This window comes from Microbacterium aurantiacum, from assembly GCF_021654035.1.
GTDB classification, from domain to species: Bacteria; Actinomycetota; Actinomycetes; order Actinomycetales; family Microbacteriaceae; genus Microbacterium; species Microbacterium aurantiacum.
Genome location: NZ_JAJPDW010000001.1, coordinates 1,067,379 through 1,084,522, shown reverse-complemented (window position 1 = coordinate 1,084,522; position 17,144 = coordinate 1,067,379). Strand labels below are relative to the sequence as shown.

General features: G+C 65.0%; 11 protein-coding genes. 6 read left to right on the top strand and 5 right to left on the bottom strand.

The window, feature by feature from the left end:
- Positions 1-10: 10 nt before the first annotated feature.
- Genes LTL01_RS05240 through LTL01_RS05225 form a run of 4 tightly spaced genes read right to left on the bottom strand, consistent with a single transcriptional unit; the run spans position 11 to position 9,066 of the window.
- The gene (locus LTL01_RS05240) at positions 11-2,617 is read right to left on the bottom strand and encodes a DEAD/DEAH box helicase (RefSeq protein ID WP_236967663.1); all 2,607 of its coding nucleotides are present in this window, start codon (positions 2,615-2,617) and stop codon (positions 11-13) included.
- The gene (locus LTL01_RS05235) at positions 2,614-4,761 is read right to left on the bottom strand and encodes a site-specific DNA-methyltransferase (RefSeq protein WP_236967662.1); all 2,148 of its coding nucleotides are present in this window, start codon (positions 4,759-4,761) and stop codon (positions 2,614-2,616) included. Before LTL01_RS05235 ends, LTL01_RS05240 begins: the two co-directional genes overlap by 4 nt.
- 10 nt (positions 4,762-4,771) lie before the next feature.
- Positions 4,772-6,328, bottom strand: a complete 1,557-nt coding sequence (locus LTL01_RS05230) for an AAA family ATPase (RefSeq protein WP_236967661.1) — start codon at positions 6,326-6,328, stop codon at positions 4,772-4,774.
- 2 nt (positions 6,329-6,330) lie between these two features.
- Positions 6,331-9,066: a hypothetical protein gene (locus LTL01_RS05225; RefSeq protein ID WP_236967660.1), complete on the bottom strand. Its 2,736-nt coding sequence runs from the start codon at positions 9,064-9,066 to the stop codon at positions 6,331-6,333.
- Between the two features lie 166 nt (positions 9,067-9,232).
- Here LTL01_RS05225 and LTL01_RS14825 point away from each other — a divergent pair, with 166 nt between their 5' ends.
- From LTL01_RS14825 to LTL01_RS05205, 4 genes are read left to right on the top strand one after another with little or no spacing between them, the layout of a single operon-like run.
- The gene (locus tag LTL01_RS14825; protein ID WP_236967659.1) at positions 9,233-11,968 is read left to right on the top strand and encodes an ATP-dependent helicase; all 2,736 of its coding nucleotides are present in this window, start codon (positions 9,233-9,235) and stop codon (positions 11,966-11,968) included.
- A complete protein-coding gene (locus LTL01_RS05215; RefSeq protein WP_236967658.1) occupies positions 11,965-12,450 on the top strand; it encodes a hypothetical protein in 486 nt (161 codons plus the stop codon). Before LTL01_RS14825 ends, LTL01_RS05215 begins: the two co-directional genes overlap by 4 nt.
- Before the next feature lie 9 nt (positions 12,451-12,459).
- Positions 12,460-14,136, top strand: coding sequence for a nuclease-related domain-containing DEAD/DEAH box helicase (locus LTL01_RS05210; RefSeq protein WP_236967657.1), 1,677 nt, complete (start codon positions 12,460-12,462; stop codon positions 14,134-14,136).
- Between the two features lie 25 nt (positions 14,137-14,161).
- On the top strand, positions 14,162-14,482 hold the full coding sequence (locus tag LTL01_RS05205) for a hypothetical protein (protein ID WP_236967656.1): 321 nt from the start codon (positions 14,162-14,164) through the stop codon (positions 14,480-14,482).
- A gap of 42 nt (positions 14,483-14,524) precedes the next feature.
- On the opposite strand, the gene LTL01_RS05200 is transcribed toward LTL01_RS05205, so the two are convergent.
- The gene (locus LTL01_RS05200; protein WP_236967655.1) at positions 14,525-14,764 is read right to left on the bottom strand and encodes a hypothetical protein; all 240 of its coding nucleotides are present in this window, start codon (positions 14,762-14,764) and stop codon (positions 14,525-14,527) included.
- A gap of 142 nt (positions 14,765-14,906) precedes the next feature.
- Here LTL01_RS05200 and LTL01_RS05195 point away from each other — a divergent pair, with 142 nt between their 5' ends.
- Positions 14,907-15,572: a hypothetical protein gene (locus LTL01_RS05195; protein ID WP_236967654.1), complete on the top strand. Its 666-nt coding sequence runs from the start codon at positions 14,907-14,909 to the stop codon at positions 15,570-15,572.
- 37 nt (positions 15,573-15,609) lie between these two features.
- Positions 15,610-16,908, top strand: a complete 1,299-nt coding sequence (locus LTL01_RS05190; protein ID WP_236967653.1) for a hypothetical protein — start codon at positions 15,610-15,612, stop codon at positions 16,906-16,908.
- Positions 16,909-17,144 lie beyond the last annotated feature (236 nt).

Below are 17,144 nucleotides of genomic sequence, written 5' to 3'. Positions count from 1 at the left end.
ATGTGTCACCTCACCCGGCAGCACCGGGGTTGTACTCGATCGAGAACTCGCCGTCGTAGAAGTCGACGACCTTGCCAGGGCCATCGAGAATCGCGTTCTGGATCGTCGGGTTCTTGAGATCCAGCGCACGCAGCGCAGGACCGGTCGAACCGCTTGCGACGGCGTCAATCCGGTGGAAGTGGTGCCCGTGGTCGCGCGCGAACTCTGCGAGACCCTTGAGCTTCACGAGCGCATCGTCGAGGTGATGTCCGTGCGGGTCGACGATCGACGCCTTCACCTCTCCCTCGATCTCATGGAAGAACAGAAAGTCCGGGAAGAGCGAGCGCCAGTTGCCGAAGGCGTCGCGGTAGGTGACGCCGAGTGCGTCGACGGCGGCGCGGGGCGGGTTGCGGTACCAGCCAATGCAGTCGTCGCGCTCGAGCTCAGCCTTGACGACCGAGTACTCCCAGCCGCCGAGCGAGCTAATGGGGAACAGCCCATCAGCATCGGACATCAGGTGACGACCGACGAGCGCGGCCATTGCCACCTGCTCGTTCGCATCGACGACTTTCCAGTCCTCAAGCCGCGTCCGCGGGCGTCTCAGCCGACCCGGCTGTGGAACAGTCGCAAGGGTCCAGATCTCGAAGTAGAGCGACTGCCGATCGTCGTTGAGCTCTCTGATCGCACCGTCATACTCGGCGAACCAGTCCTTCGCGACTCTCTCCGACACGGCATCGATCTTCGCCCGCAGCTCGGGGATGTAGGCCAGGGCGGATGCCGTCACGTAGGCCGCGGTCAGCCCGTCATCGTCCGCATCCTCGTCGTCGGGTCCCGCGAGGTGATCCACGTACGACTGCGCGACGTCCGCTCCGAAGGCCCGCTTCGCGTCCTCGAACGCGCCTCGCAGCGCACGCGCGTCGGCGCGCTCGGTGAACTGCCGGTACGAGACCCCCGTGCGCCCGGTCGTGCCCATGAGCGTCTGCCCGTGGACGTCCCACACTTCCTTTCGCTCCTGCTCGACACGATCCGGGTACTCAGCGACGAACGCATTCATCACCCCGTGGAGGAGCGAGGTCGCCTCGGCGAGCGCGCCGGGCCGCAGCTGATCGCTCGACAACGCCTGCGCGAGCGAGACGAGCCGCTTGACCGGGCGCGCACCCTTGACGGGGACGCTCAGCGTCGGCAGGCTGTCCCACTTCTTCCACACAGACTCGGGCACGTGCGGGTTCGGCACGAGTTCGCGCGGGTCCAGTAGCACCTTGCGGCCAGTTCCACCAGGCATCTCCGCGATCTGGCCCGTCATGTAGCGGACAACCTTGCCCGCGGTCGTGCGATCGAAGAACGGCAGGATGCAGTCGACAGCGTTGAGGCGCTCGTCGCCAGGCACGCGGCGGGCGAGAGGGCTCCGCACCATGCGCCCGAGAAGCTGCGTGATGTGGGTGTGATCATTGGCCGGACGGAACGAGACGAGCACCTCAGCGCGCGGGCAATCCCAACCCGTCGAGATGCCGTCCTTAGCGATCAGCACGCGCACATCCGGGGTGTCCTGCACACGCTGCGGCTCGATGTGGTCGATCTCCCAGCGCCCGAACTCGTGCGGCTTGTGCTCACCGAGCACGTGACGGATGGCGGATGCGGGTAGACCTCCGAGCTCCTCTGCGATCGTGTCGAGCGCGACGCCTACGTCGGCAGCATCGGGTGTGTTTGGGATCTGAAGGACGAGCAGAGGCTCGACCCTATCGGCGAGCCCCTGATGTGCCGAATACGCGTGCCAGCGGTCCGTCGACTCCTGGAGCTTGCGCGCCGCGCGCCGCACCAGCACAGAGTCGAAGTTGCCCGCCTCGTCGGGGATGTCGAGCATTACCGTGTCTTTGACCAGGCCGGACTCCTGCACCTGCCAGGGGTGCACGGCCACCTGCTCAAGCAGCTGGCGTCGGTCGCCGGCCTGGGCTTCCTTCATCGCCTGAGCGAAGCGGTCGATCGTCGCCGAGATTCCCATCACGATCGGGATCGGCGGCTGTCCGCCCTCGCCGTTCACCAGCCTTTGGACGATCGTCTTGCGGTCGCCGGACGTCTTCGTGTCGAATCCGCGGTGGGCCTCGTCGAGCACCAGGTAGACAGTCTTGTCTTCGTTGGCGACTGTGTTGCCGATCGTCTCCCAGATGTTCCAAGCGAGGTCGTCAGGGGTGGCGACATGGTCGAGGATCTCGTCCGCCGTCGGGACGTAGCCGCGCGTCAAGAGCGAGTTCTTCGACAGTCGCTGCGTGTTGAGGAAGTAGACCTTCCCCGCCTCGAGCTCGGGCACGGCGAACGGTGGCTTGATCGTGACGAGGTCGCCCGAGATCAGCTTCTCGGACGCCTGCATCAGCCGCGTGCGGCTCTGCTCGTTAAGCGCCGGGCTGTCCGAGAACCAGATCACGACAGCGCCCGGATCGGGATCGAACTCGAAAGTGTCACTTCCGTAGAAGAGCGCTTCGATGGATGCCGCAGCCATGACGGTCTTGCCCGCACCGGTCGCCGCCGTGAGGCTGAACGCCACCTCGTCGCCATCGCGACGGTACGTGCTTCGAGCCTTCTCGAGGTTGGTGAGCACATTGTCGACGGCCTCGGCTTGGTAGTCCTTGAGCGTGTACTTCATCGCTCGGCCGCCCTCCGCGCCTCGATCTCGAATGTTCGTAGGTATGCCTCGTACAGCCGCACCGGCTCGACGTGCTCGGGCAGCTCACGCACGAGCGCTTCGAATAGTCGATCCTCATCGGTGATGATGAAGGCGATGGATGCCTCGGGTGCGGCCACGATTGCCTGAGCGAACTGCTCCGAGTGATCGAGGTCGGAAATCACGCCATAGGTCGTGGCGACATCCCAGCCGATAGGGAGGTTATCGATTCGGCGACCCTTTGACCCTGCGCGCAGCCACAACAGCGGGGCAATACGCGCAAACTCACGGTCGGCCTCAATCCGGAGCGACGACTCGTACGTGAGGGTGAAGAATTCGACGTTCTCCTCAAATCCTTCAGAGATCGGGAACTCATCGGTGAATCGATAGTCACCCTTGATCGGATCGCCGCCAGGCGTCTTGCCGGTGATTGCAGCCTCGATGCGGGGCTTCGTGATGTAGTCGCAGATTCCGTGTTTCTCCCACTCCTCTTCGCCGGGACGAAGGCTTTGCATGCGGAGCGCTTTCTGTTCTTCCGCCGACACCTCGTTGTTGGTGATTGAGATCGACCGACGATGCCCGCCATCCTGCCTGTTGAGGCGAAACAGAGCATGCGCCGTGGTTCCTGATCCTGCAAAGAAGTCGACTACCGTCGCGGCGCGCTTGTGCGTCACGAATAAGCGAATAGCATCTTCGACCGCGAACAGCGACTTTGGGAACGGAAATTTGCGGCCAGGCACGAGTGAATTTAGGAGTGAGGTGCCGAACTCGCTCGAGCTGTGAGACTTCGCCGCCCACTGAGTCTTTGCGCGATACTCGCGGCCCACACCCTCCGCGTAGCTCAGAATCACGGCACCGCTCGACTCGCGTCCACTGATCACAATCTGCCCGGAGCCGAGTTGGCTCAGAACACCCGTCGGGAGATACATGATCACAGCACGGGCTTCGTCAGCTCGCAGCGAGGACACCTTCACGTAGCCACGGTTGGCCAGTTCAATCAACCGCGGACCAGAAAGCTGCCAGTTGCCATCGCTCCCGTCGCTGCGTCGCGGCCAAACCGCAACCGAACCGTCCGGCGGCGATGCTGCGTCGCCAGCGTTAAGCGGTACAGATTCCCCCACCCCAGTTATCGTCAAGCGCTCCCGATCCACGTAGATGGGGTAGTAGAGGTTTGGACGATCTGATCTCCGCGCGTTGGTGCCGCTCCGGAGCAGGGCGCCCCAACGCACCGCACCGACCCCTTCTTCGCCACTCTCCCCGCCGACGACAAGCCCCTGGACGTACCTCGCGTTTACCTTCGCAGAGCCGACGAATACGAAGAACAGATACTCATCGACGCGGTAGAAGCCCTCGCCCCGCGCGACGCCCTTCGGGTTGATCGCGGACGAAACCATCTGCACACTCGAGTCCGGGAACACCTGCTCAAGCAGCATCCCCAGCCGCAGATACTCCTTCTCATCGATCGTCACGATGAGCACCGAATCATTGGGGTTCAGAAGCTCCTTAGCAAGCAGAAGTCGCCGCTCCATAAACGCGAGCCACTTCGAGTGGCGGTACAGGTCATCGCCCTCGACGTAGTCGTTGTTGTACTTCCAGTCCTTGGCGCCGGTGTTGTAGGGCGGGTCGATGTAGATGCAGTCGACCTTGCCTCGGTGCGTGAACAGTAGCGCCTGGAGCGCGTGGTAGTTCTCGGCGTTGATCACCGAGTGGTACGGCTTCTCGCCGCCCCGCTCGACCTTGCCCGTCGAGACCAACCCGGGGTAGATCGGGTCACGGAACTCCGCAACAACGACGAGATCCTCGAGCGCGACCTCGTCGGTCGCCTCGGAATCATCGAGGGCTTCGATCGTCGCGACACGTCCCTGGTCGGCCGTTACGATCTCACGCACCTTGAAGAGCCGGTCGTTCTCCTTCTTCGGCATCTGTCCGCGCGGCGGAAGCACTCGCACCTTGTCGCCGCGGCGCACCTTGCGGCCGGGAAGCTCCACGGCCTCAGGCTGGTGTCGCTCGAAGTTGAGGCCGAATGCGCGGCGATCCTGAAGCGCGCTGACTTCACGCTCGATGTCGCGCGCGAGCGCCTCGTCTTTCGTGGCGAGTTGGCGGATGAGGTCATTCAGGTGTGACAACGCGCGGTCCTTAAGCGTCGGTGAGGGTCAGGTCGAGGGTGGCGCGAGCAAACGTCGCGAGAATACGTTTATGCGTCTGGCGCGGAAGGGTCCGATTGCCTGGCTCGCCAAACGGCGTTCCCGGACGGGCGGGTGCTTCATTGAGGAGCTGGTCGAGTCCGGGACGGGCCACGAGCAGCAGCCCGTGCGTGGCACGAGTGCACGTCACCGCGAGTCGACCAAAGGCAGAGTTGAACTCGTCGAGCTTCGCGGCGCCCGTCAGAGGGTGAAGGGCCACTGTGATCGCGTTGGTCTGCCCCTGGTACGAGTCGACAGTCGAGCTCACGAGGTCGTTCTCGGCGAGGTCGTGTTTCTCGCGCAGTCGATCGACCATGTCGGCAGCGTCGTCCACCGCCTGGTTGCGCGTCGCGAGCACAGCGACCAGCGGATCCTCGTGGGCGGCGCCGGCATGGATGGACAACTCCGTTCCATTAGGTGCGGCCCCGTCGTCGTAGTTCGCCCGCTTCACAGTGAAGCCCGAGGCGAAGAGCTCATCGAGCAACGACTCGACGGCGTTCATCAGCGGCAGGTCGATGTCGGGAGCCTCCGCGGCAGGCAGGCCATCGATTTCGAGGAGGGTCGGGATGCCTGAGGCGACCTGGTGCCAGATGATCTGGGCCGCGTCGGGAGGCACGGGGAGCGTTTCGTCTCGCTGCGCTCGCTCAACGACCGGGCTAGCAGCGGTCGCGAGCTCGATCGTGCGGTCGCCGGGCGCGGCCACACAGTTCAGCTCGGACCACTCGGGATAGAACGCACGCCAGAGGCCAAGCTGGCTCGCGGTCGGGCGCCAGACCGCCGGCAGTTCGCGCGACCAGGTGCGCGGGTTGTCGTCGTAGTCGGTGGGCCAAGCGCGATTCGGGTTGTAACGGTCGTCGCCGCGCCAGGGGTTGTCGCCGATCTCGAGGGGCGGGAGCTGACCGACGTCGCCCACACCCACCCACAACGGCGCAGCGCGTGTGACACCGTCGAAGAGATGGTGTGGGATCTGCCATGCCTCGTCCACGAAGAGAACATCGAACACCGAGGTGCCGTTGGCGCCCTTGCCGCCGAGCTGCTTTTCCATACGACCCAGTTCACCCGGCGCGCGCAGCATGTGGACTGTCGAGATCATCACCTGCGTACTCTCAGGGATGGCCGAAGCCGAGTCCGCGACAGTGACGACCTCCGCGACGTCGGCGGGCACGTCGGCGCCGGTGCCACCCTTCACGCGAAGACACACTCGATCCTTGCCGAGCAGCTGACCGAGCGAGCGCGCGAGGGGTCGGGTCTGCTTGTTCGTGAAGGCGATGATCGCGACCTGACGGCACCGGGGGTGGTGCACGGCTTCGGCGACCAGTCGCTTCAAGACGAAGGACTTGCCGGCCCCGGCTGCCGCCTTGAGGAGGATCCGATCGAGGGGCGCTGTACCGGAGAGCGCATCACGCAGCGCGTCGGCCGCGGCATCCGCGACCTGCGCATTACCGGCCGCCGCGTCGGCGTGGTGAAGACCGGTGGCAGCAGGCGAGGCAGGCGCGATGAAGTCGACCATACTCACTCCACATCATCCAGGGTCAGGTCGGCAGGCGGGGGTTCCGACGGGCGCGCGGCGGCGTCGCCCTGGGGCAGTGAGCCGGGCGAGACCTCGAATCCGTCCTCGTCGCGTACGGGCGGCCACGCCTGCGGATTCAGCTCACCGCGTGCGCGGCGGTCGGCGAGATGGTCCGAGAAGTCTGCCTCGTTCACCTTGTGGGGCTTGCAGCACCACTGATGCGACGCCGGATCGTCCGCATACGAGGACGGTAGGCAGGTCACTTTAGGAGCAGCCGAATCGTCAGCGCCGGGTCGGGACACCGGCAAGATCGTGTCCTTCTTGTTCGACGAGAACCAGTTGAAGCCCGCCACGACCAGTCGATCTCCCACGTCGACGTTGGGAGTGTTCTTCGGTTTCCACTGCAGCACGGTCGGCTTCGCATCCTCAGCGATGTCGTCGCGCACGAGCGGTCCGATGCTGAGACCGCTGATCGAGAAGCCACCCGCTGTCATCGTCACCGACGCACCCGGCTCCTCGACACACGGCTGCTCATTTACGTCGAGCATCACCACGCGCGTGCCGTCGACGAGCCGCCTGGAGTCGACGTCGAGCGTAAGCGGGTCGAGCGACAGAACAGTGGCGTGCGCGACTTCGCGCATGCCAGCATCCGTCGCCATCTCGGACGCCGCCGATGGATTGCTCAGGGCGAGCAGCTGGTCGTGACACTGCGCGTCGGCTTCGATCACCGGAACCAGTCGGTTGCGCCAGCTTCGGTACGTGCGCCCGAAACGGACGAGGTCGGATGCCGTGAACCTCAGCCGGCGCCGCCACACAGCCTGCGCGTCGCCCTCGATCGCGCGATATACCTCCCGCAGGTTCGACACCTCGAGCTTCTGGAGCGCGTCGAGGGCGAGGTCGAGCACCTCGGCCTTATAGCCGAGCTCAGCGCGGGTCAGCTCGTCGTGAAGCGCTGGGTTGGGGTCGATGCTCTTCTGTCGGCCGCGCCCCATCATCCCGGCGAGCGCACGATGCAGTGCGTCCGAGCGGGCCTTGGTAAGGCGCGCGCCAGGCGTGTAGTCGCTCTCCTCAATCTGGTCAGCGAAGGCTCGGTGATCCACCGGTGCATCGCTCGCGAGCCATTCGACGACGTAGTCGAGACGGAGCGCGTTGACGGCCGGTCCACCGGCGATCAGGTGCCGAGAGAGGACGGTGCGAACGTCGATGATTGGCGAGCGAACCTTGAGCGCTCGGGCGCGATCCTCTTCGAGAAGGAAGGAGACGGCGGTCCGGGCGGTCTCGCGAAGCGGTCGCGGGATGTCGGCGCGCTCACCGTCCCAAGTCAGCGCCGGCCGGTTGATCTCGACGTCACGCTCCCAGCGCAGCCGGCTAAGTTCGATGCCGGCGAGGTTGTCGGCGATCGAGGTGAGCACGTCGGCGGTGGCTGCATCCGGCACCACGATGTGGAGGGGACTCGGGGAATTCGGGTTCGCCTTGCGCTGCTCGCGCATGGCGTCTTCGATCGCCGACCCCAGAAGGCTCATCGCACCGCGTCGCGCCTCGGGAGCCTGGGGGTTGGCGAACACCTCGTACTTCCAGGTGCCGCGGCCGGAAGCACTGATCCGCTGAACCGCCATGCCGTGGAGCCCGAGTGCCGCGGCATCTGACTTCGCGACGACCACGTTGATCGTGCCGGGGAGACCGGCTGCGTCGATCCGTCGCTGGCCGGTGTCGACCGCGCGTCCGTCGAGGGTCGCCTGGATGGTCGCGACGACCGAGTTCGGAGCGTTCCCGACCTCGCCGGTGCCGTCGACGAGTCCGGTCACGTGCGGACGCAGCGCGGGGTCGATCCCGATCTCGATTAGGAGGTCGGTCGGGTTTGCGGAGCCCCGCAGCTCGGCGCGGCAGAAGGTGAAGAGGTTGCACGTGGCGCAGGTTGACGGGTCGAAGGTGGCCTTGAGGTGCGTGACGTAGTCCTCGAGGATGGCGTCTTCAGCGAGCTGGGCTTCTTCGGCGGCCGCCTTTCGTTCAGCGACGCGCATCGCGACCTCTTCGCGATGATCGTGCAGGTCTTCAACGACGGCGGTCGGCTGAAGGAACGCGTTGCGGGGTACAGCCAGCACCCCGTGCGTGTGGACGTCCATCTCCTTCGGGACCTTGGACCAGGCCGCGAAAGCCTCGGCGCCCAGCGCGACCTGCAGGAACCCCTTCAGCATCCGGCCGTCGTCGATGCGCGAGCGAACCCGCTCATAGTCCTTCGCATCGCCGACGATGAGCCACGAGCCGTCGCCCTGCGCGGAGGTCTTCGGCGCCACGACGACGTAGTCGGGCTTGACCTCCGTGGCGTCCTCGTCCTCGAAACCCGGGAAGGGAAGGGCGGGCTGGTGGATAAGCGTGGCCGCCCCCTCGCCGAGTGCGCGGGCGTGAGCCGCTGCGAGCGCCGCCTCGGTCTTCGCGGCATCCACCTTCGTGTCGACGGTGAAGACGGCGGTGGGACGGTCGAGGCCGAGCGCGCCGACGGCCGTCGTCGTGACCTGCCCGGCGAACGCCTTGTTGCGCACCAGCCGCTCGAAGGCCATGGCCCGCATCCAGCGCGCCTCGGGGATGCCGACGCCGAGGTCTTCGAACCCGATGTCTTTGGCGAGCGTGCGACGCGGCTTGCCGGTGATCAGCGGGTCGGTACCTCGGAATCGTGCACACGCAGCATGACTGGATGCCGCGACCGCGCTCGAGCCCCCACCCGTTGAAATCGTCGCCACTGAATACCTTTCCCCACCCGCGAGCCTAGCCCGCGGGGACTCCATCTCTCTCGCGCCGTCGGCCCGGCTCAGTGCGCGATGTCCCCCGTTAGCGACACTCTGGCACGCGCCGCCGACATCGATGTGACGGGCTGTTCGCTTCGCTCCCGATATCGTGTCAGACACTGTGGACGGCAAGGAAAACGACATCCCGACGCTCGAGGGCGACGCCGCGGATGCCGTCGCCCATCGCGGCGGACACATCCAAATCATCGCCGCCGCAGGCTCCGGCAAGACCGAGGTGGTCTCGCAACGGGTAGCCGACCTCATCGCCAGCGGCGTCGAGCCGACAACGATCGTCGCTTTCACCTTCACCGAGAAGGCCGCCTCCGAGCTCAAGGAGCGCATCCGACAGCGGGTCACGGCACGCGTCGGCAAGGCAGCCGGCGACAAGCTTGGGCAGCTGCAGGTGAGTACTATCCACGCGTACTGCTTTCGACTGCTGCAGACGTACGACCCACGGTTCGAGGCGTACTCGCTGATCGACGAAAACCAGCTCGTGGCGCTGATGGTCCGGGAGGGTACGCGCCTAAACCTGAAGCGGTTCGGGACCGGGCTCTTCGCAGGGATCAAGAACTTCTTGCGCAGCGTGGACGTGATCGAGAACGAGCTGATCGATCCCGACGAGCTCCCCGATGGGGACTTCAAGGATGCGGTACGGGACTACTACGCGACGCTCGATCGGTATCGCGTGCTGACCTTCGGCCAGCAGATCGTCCAGGCGGTGCGGGCGCTCGAGCAGCCGCACGTCCACTCCGCAGTCAGTGCCGTCGTTGAACACCTCATCGTCGACGAGTACCAGGACATCAATCCCGTCCAGGAGCGTCTCATCGGGTTGCTCGCAACCCCCGTCGGGCGTGCGGATCTCGTCGTTGTAGGTGACGACGACCAGGCCATCTACCAGTGGCGCGGGTCAGCCGTCGAGAACATCGTGACATTCACCAACCGATACCCGGGAGTCACCCAGTTCCGGCTTCTCACGAACCGCCGATCTCGTCCGGGAATCGTCGCGCTCGCCAACGAGTTCGCGGGCACGATCCCCGGCCGTCTCGACAAGGAGATGCTGCCCTTCCGGGCGGCATCGGGTGAGTCCGTGAAGGTCAACGTCGGCACAGGAACCGAAGCAGACGAGGCCGAGGAGATCGCCGAGAGCATCCTCGAGCTGAACTCGGCGGGAGTGCCGTTCCGTTCGGTTGCGGTCCTGGTGCGGGGAAAGGCCGCCTACCCCAAAATAATGACCGCGTTCGCAGCGCGCGGCATCCCCGTTCAGCCGGGTGGCCGCACCGGGCTCTTCGAGCAGCCTGCCGCCGACGCCGTGGGGTCGGTGTACGCCTGGCTGGCCGACCTGCAATGGAAGTTCGCCGGCACGGCCACGCGTGTTGACGTCACTCTTGATGAGGTCGTCGTTGCGTTGGTGCGCGCGTTCACACTGAATCGACGATCGCTTCAGCTCGTGCGCCACCACCTCACCGCATGGAAGGCGCAGGTCGCAAACACGTCCTCCCCCGTCGATCTCATCGGCGATTTCTACGCGCTGCTGGGACTCCTCGGCGTCAAGGAGTGGGACCTCGACGACGCGATCGTCCGCAACACTCTCGGCACGATCGCGCGTTTCACGCAGGTGCTCGCCGACTACGAGTCGGTTCAGCGACGGTCGCGGCGCGATCCCGCTAACCCCGGCGAGCAGGTCGGCGCGTCGTGGAGCCCGTGGTACTACAAGAGCCTCGCGATCCTCATGGTGAACTACGCGTCCGGTGAGTACGACGACTTCGACGGCGAGGAGGACCTGACAGGAGACGCCGTCGCCCTGGGCACGGTGCACGGCGCCAAGGGCCTCGAATGGCCGGTCGTGTTTCTTCCCTCTCTCACGAAGAAGCGATTCCCGTCGATGCGGGCTGGATCACAGCAGACGTGGCTGCTCCCGCGCGATATGTTCGAGGCATCCCGCTACGAGGGATCGGATGCCGACGAACGTCGCCTCTTCTACGTCGCCGTCACTCGCGCCCGGGACTGGGTATCGCTTTCGTCGCATGCTCGTGTTAACAAGCAGTCGGGCGCACCATCGCCGTATCTTCAGGCTGCGCGGGACATCGCCGGCGCCGGTGGCAGCGCCGACTCGTTCGACGCCAAGTCGATCGAGGAACCCGACCTGCAGGTCAGCTACAGCGACGTGGCCGCCTACCTCGCCTGCGGGCGCAGCTTTCTGCTTCGTTCCCGACTGGGCTTCCTGCCTCCCGTCCGCGACGAACTCGGCTACGGCAACGCCGTGCATCACGTCATGCGCGTGCTCGCCGAGCAGACGAAGTCGACCGGACACATGCCTAGAGCGTCTGAGATCGACGCTCTCATCGATTCGGACTTCTTTCTTCCCTTCGCGAACAAGCCGGCGCATAAGCAGATGAAGGCGCGAGCCCGTGCTCTCGTCCAGACCTACCTCGATAACCACCCAGACGAGTTCCTGCGAACCTGGGCGACCGAGCGCCCGTTCGAGCTCTACCTCGACGGGGTCGTCGTGTCAGGGCGTGCCGACGTGATCTACGACGATCACGGCGGTGTGCCCTCGAACCTGGCGATCGTCGACTACAAGACGGCGACTGGGCCAGAGATCGAACCACTGCAGCTCCAGATCTACGCGGACGCCGGTCGGCGTGAGGGCTTGACCGTGTCGGCAGGATTCGTCCACGACATGGGGAAGGGTGTGCGTCACTCCGTGGACGTCGCGGACGACGCGATCACGGCTGCAGAGGCACGGGTGCAATCGGCCGCAGCCGGGCTAAGGTCCCTCGTGTTTGCTCCCTCCCCGGCTAAGGAGAAGTGCACGCACTGCGATGTCCGACTCCTCTGTAAGGATTCGGCATCGTGAGCGAACCACTCTGGACTGATGTGCTTTCGGCATGGTCGTCCCTCGCGTCAGCCCTCATCGGCCTTGCAGCGCTCGCCGCGGTCATCGTAGTCGGCGTGCAAATCCGTCTTCAGCGGACGCAGCTCCACCGCGACCTGGAGAACATGTACGTAGCCCGCTACTGGGCCATCATGGATCAGCTCGCCGAGTCCGAACTTCTGTCACCGGACGAAGGACTGAAGCGGCGCACGATCGCAATCCGTTCCTACCTGCGACTCAGCGAGGACGAGTGCGATCTTCGCGCTGCAAATCGGGTGACCGACGATACCTGGTGGGAATGGCTCGCCGGTATGCGCACGCAGCTGGCAGAGCCAGGCTTTCGCGAAGCAATGGAATCGGCACCAGCGGATCAGTTCCTAAACCTGCGGAAGCTCGTAACCAGCGACCTAGACTTCGAGCCGTCGCAGTCGAGCGTCCGACAGCGCCGGCGGGTGGGCCTATAAATGGCGCGCATGATTCCGTCGACGATCGCCGACGATGCAGCACCGGGCGAGCGTGCCGCGTTCGCCGCGCTCCGAGATGCTCCGGGCGCCGACGACTGGATTGTCTTCCATTCACTCGCGATCGGTCGGCACGTCACACAGCGGGAGGGCGAGGCCGACTTCGTCGTGATGGCACCTGGGCTCGGCATCCTGGTGATCGAGGTCAAGTCTCACCTCCGCGTGCAGACGGACGCTGCTGGCCGGTGGAAGCTCGGCAACGACGACTGGACTGACCGGTCTCCCTTCACGCAGGCCAGCGGCGAGTTTCACAGCATCCTTCACTTCCTGCGCCAGCGCACAATTGAGCCCCTCGCTTACCCGGCTGGATATGCGGTGTGGTTCACGGCAATCGCGAAACAGAACATCCCACCTGCGATTGGGTGGCAAGAGTGGGCGGTGCTCGACGCGAGCGACCTTGCCCAACCCGCGAGCGCCGTGCGGCGAGTACTGGCTGCGGTGGACAAGGACACTGTGGCGAAGAACGGTGGATACCGACACGTCGCAGGCGAGCCGACGGCAGAGCGCCTTGACCGAGTCCGGGATGCTCTCGTGCCGAGCTTCGCTGCTGAGATCAAGCCCGCTGAGCGCAGACGCCGCCGTGAGCAGGAGCTGTCATTGTTCACGGCTGATCAGGTGCGGTCGCTCAATCTGATCAGCAGAGTGCCCCGTGTGCTGATTGAGGGACCAGCAGGAACGGGCAAGACCTACATTGCCGCTGAGGCGGCACGACGACACGCCAGCGCGGGCGAGAGGGTTCTCGTCGTCATGTTCAACCGCCTGCTCGAAGGTCACCTGCGATCAGCGCTTGCTGACGTTGACGGTGTCACAGCCACGCGTCTTCATGCCGAGATGGAGCGTGTCGGCGGGGTAACCTCGCCGGCGAACGGGGATGCTGACTGGTACAACACCCACCTTCCGCTTACCGCGCTCGAGAAGGCGACCGAGTCGGGCTTCGACCCGCCCTACGACTACCTCATCGTCGACGAGGCCCAGGACATCGCGTCCGACCTCAATCTCGACTTTCTGGACACGATGCTCGTCGGCGGCCTCAGCGACGGGCGGATGCTCCTCCTCGGAGATTTCTCGAACCAGAACATCTTCCGGAGCGGGATCGACGACGGGCGCGAAACGATCGAACGTCGCGTGCCGGGCATCGTGCCGGTCGATCTCGACACCAACTGCCGGAACCGACGTGACATCGGTGAGTGGGCGGAACGTGCCAGCGACCGATCGGGTATTTGCAAGGAGTTTCGTCGGGATGGCGTAGCCGGGAACGCCGTCGAGGTTCGGCACTTCGCGTCGAAGGCCGACGAAGTGAACATGCTCGATGACGTCATCCGTGGTCTACGTGCCGAGGGTTACGGGCCCAAGGACGTCGTCATCCTCGCCCCCTACCGCGACTCAGCCGCGCAGCGGGCGATCGACCAGAAGATCTCGGTGTCAACACTGGGGTCCGGCATTCGAGACACTTCTTACATCCGCTGGGGAACGATTCACGAGTTCAAGGGAATGGAAGCTCCAGCGGTCATCTTGACCGACATCTCAGGCACAAGTTCACGGTTGCCCGACCTGATCTATGCCGGCGCCACCCGAGCCCAGGACCGGTTGGTGGTGCTCACGTCGCTTGAACACCTCGCCTCGATCTAGCGGCATCACGAGCCAGAATGGGTGGATGAGCGATCTGCTGTCGATGTTCGATGACAAGGACGATGACGCGGAGCCGGCCGGAGTTCGTCCGCTCCCGATGGCGGATGGCCAGCGATCGGAGATCCGCGCGCTTTTTGCGGCGCTTGACATCGGAAGCGCAGCGCTTCAGTTCGAGGCCACCGCCGAACTTGCTGGCGTCCGAATCACCTCGGTTGGTGACCTGGACGCAGCGACAGCCCATCGGCTGATCGGGGCGCTCCAGCGGCGCGTACGGCGTTCGGGTCGCGTGACGACCGGTAAGTCTTGGGACGACCGCGAAGAAGAAACCTGGATTGACCGACTGTAACCCCGCGGGGTTTCGCCCCGCCTCAACTCCAGGTTCCCTCGCTCACCGAATCTGGATTGACCGGTCTAGTTTCACGTCGACCATCAGGCGCCCCTCATCGACCACGCGACGGAGCCGGCGGCGACCGCGCACCCCGCGCATGCGCACAAAAGTCGCCACCCGCCGCACAATCCGCCGCTGGGCGCGACCAGTGACATCGCCCGAGCCGTCGATGTCGACCCGCACCGTGCCGTCTGTAGAAACCGACGCCTCCACATCGTCGGAGCCGTTCAGCTCGACCACGTCGATATAGCGGAGTTAGGGCACACTGTGCGTCCGCGGAGCCGAACCGCTGCATCGAAGATCTGCGCTTGAGCACACAGGACGCACAGACCCGATACATTCACAAGACTGCACCGTCGCATCTATCTGGGGGATACACCGCATGACCACTTCGGCCGCGCCGCCTTCGGCGACCGCACCTGCATCAAAGCCCGTCAGGACGACACCGGCATGGGCCAAGATCCTGCTCGTCGTTTTCATCCTCGCCGTCATCGGCGCAGCTGCGGTCGCCGGGCTCACGATTGGGAAGTTCCTCGGCGCGGCGGAGTCGCGCGACACCCAGGTCATCCGGTCAATCAAAGGCGAGGAGCAGGTGATCCTCGTCACTGCGGGGATCACGGATGTCCAGGAGGAGCGCGCGGACGGACTGAAGCTCGCGATCGGCGACTTCCAGCTCTTCACCCTCCCAGGCACCGAGCGGTCGGTGCTCGTTCGCTACGAATACGACGCCAAGTTCGGCATCGAGGGGAGGGACGTCGAGATCGTCCCCGCGGGTGACAACGCGTACCGCATCACGATCCCGAAGTTCATCTACCTGGGCTACGCCAACCCCGATCTGAGCGTCGCTGAGGAAGAGAACGGCCTGCTGAGTTGGACGACCCCCGAGATCGACACGACCGAAGTGTTCGAGGAACTGCTGTCTGCGCAGACCGTGGACGAGCATATCGATGGCTTCCGAGCGGTGCTCGAAGAGCAGGCAGAGCAGTTCTACACCAAGATCGTGAAGGCGATCGACCCCGCGATCACTCTCGAGTTCGAGTTTGAGTGATGACCGAACGCCGCAACCCACAGAAGGACAACCGCGCATGACCGACTCCGAACCACTCGAGGCTCCGGCAGCTCCGTCGGGCAACGAAGTTGAACTTATCAGCGACGGCGACGGGCTCATGATCATCGGTGAGCACGCAACCGTCGAGCGGTTCGTCGCGTCGACGGGATTGCCGTCGCGGGAAATCGATCTGCGGCGGCTGAGCCCGTCGGTGGCGAAGGGCGCGGCGGTGGTGCAGGCCGCATCCGAAGTGTCGGCGAACGCCGGACGATGGATGAAGTTGACCGAGGAGTCAGCGAGGGCCGCCCAGAAGCTGCCGCTCGTCAAGAACTCGACGACCGACTTCCTGCACGCCACGACGCGTGCGCCGAACGGACAATTCGCGAAGAACCTGCAGTTCGTGGCAAAGCCGGGGGCCATGCTGACCAACCCCGCGATCCTCGCCGGTGTGGGCGGCATCATGGCCCAGTACGCAATGCAGCAGACGATGGAGGAGATCACCGAGTACCTCGCGAAGATCGACGCCAAGGTCGACGACATTCTCCGCGCGCAGAAAGATGCAGTGCTTGCCGACATGATCGGCATCGAACTGACGCTCGACGAAGCGATGGTCGTACGTGCGGAGGTCGGCCGAGTGTCCGAGGTGACTTGGTCGAAGGTGCAAGGCTCCGCGGCGACGATCGCGCGAACCCAGGCGTATGCTCTGCGGCAACTGGACGGACTCGCCGAGAAGCTCGAGCGTGAGACCAAGATCGGTGAACTCGCCGATCTGTCGAAGCAGGCGCAGGACACCGTGGTGGAGTGGCTGGCTGTGCTCGCCCGTTGCGTCCAACTGCAGGAGGCCATGGGGGTGCTGGAGCTCGACCGTGTACTCGATGCCTCGCCGGACGAGCTCGACAAGCATCGCGTCGCGCTGCAGACGGCTCGCCACCGGAGGCTCGAGCTCATCGCGACGACCACCATGCAGCTCGTCGCCCGTATGGACGCGGCCGCGAGCAGAGCGAACGCAAGAGTGCTGCTGAGCCCCGTCTCGGCTCGAGTCGTCGTCCACGCGAGCAACGACGTCGCCTCCGGTGTCGGTGAACTTCACGCGACACTTGGGCTCGCCGATGAGCGCGCCGCGCTCGAGGCTCGACGGTGGTCGGCGGCTGCAGCGGACGTGCGGGATGACGTGGTCGGTGCGGGCAGGGATGGCCTTCAGGCGGCGGGTCGATTTGGGACCGAGACGCTCGAGGCCGCTCGGATGTCGACAGGGCGCTTCGCCGGCAAGATCGCGAACCGTCTTCAGCGCACCGGCGACACCAACACCACTGAAGCCGACCAACCTGAACCTTGAGGCGAAGTGGGATCAGATGTAGGGCGACTGCCGAACGAGCCGCGATGCGCTTGGGTCACGACGTCGTCGACCGGCAGCACCCTCACACTCGGATACGCCGCCGCTCGCCAGTCGGCTTTGTCCGCTCGTCGGCCACTCTGTGGCGAGAGCGGCGACGATTCAGTCCGATCGAAACGATCGACGAACCCCGAGATGCTGCGGGTTTCCGACTCAGACAGATCGAGGTGGAAACCGCT

Coding starts and splice junctions, on each gene's coding strand:
- LTL01_RS05240 (WP_236967663.1), bottom strand. CDS start 2,617: ATGAAGTACACGCTCAAGGACTACCAAGCCGAGGCCGTCGACAATGTG.
- LTL01_RS05230 (WP_236967661.1), bottom strand. CDS start 6,328: ATGGTCGACTTCATCGCGCCTGCCTCGCCTGCTGCCACCGGTCTTCAC.
- LTL01_RS05210 (WP_236967657.1), top strand. CDS start 12,460: ATGATTCCGTCGACGATCGCCGACGATGCAGCACCGGGCGAGCGTGCC.
- LTL01_RS05205 (WP_236967656.1), top strand. CDS start 14,162: ATGAGCGATCTGCTGTCGATGTTCGATGACAAGGACGATGACGCGGAG.
- LTL01_RS05195 (WP_236967654.1), top strand. CDS start 14,907: ATGACCACTTCGGCCGCGCCGCCTTCGGCGACCGCACCTGCATCAAAG.
- LTL01_RS05190 (WP_236967653.1), top strand. CDS start 15,610: ATGACCGACTCCGAACCACTCGAGGCTCCGGCAGCTCCGTCGGGCAAC.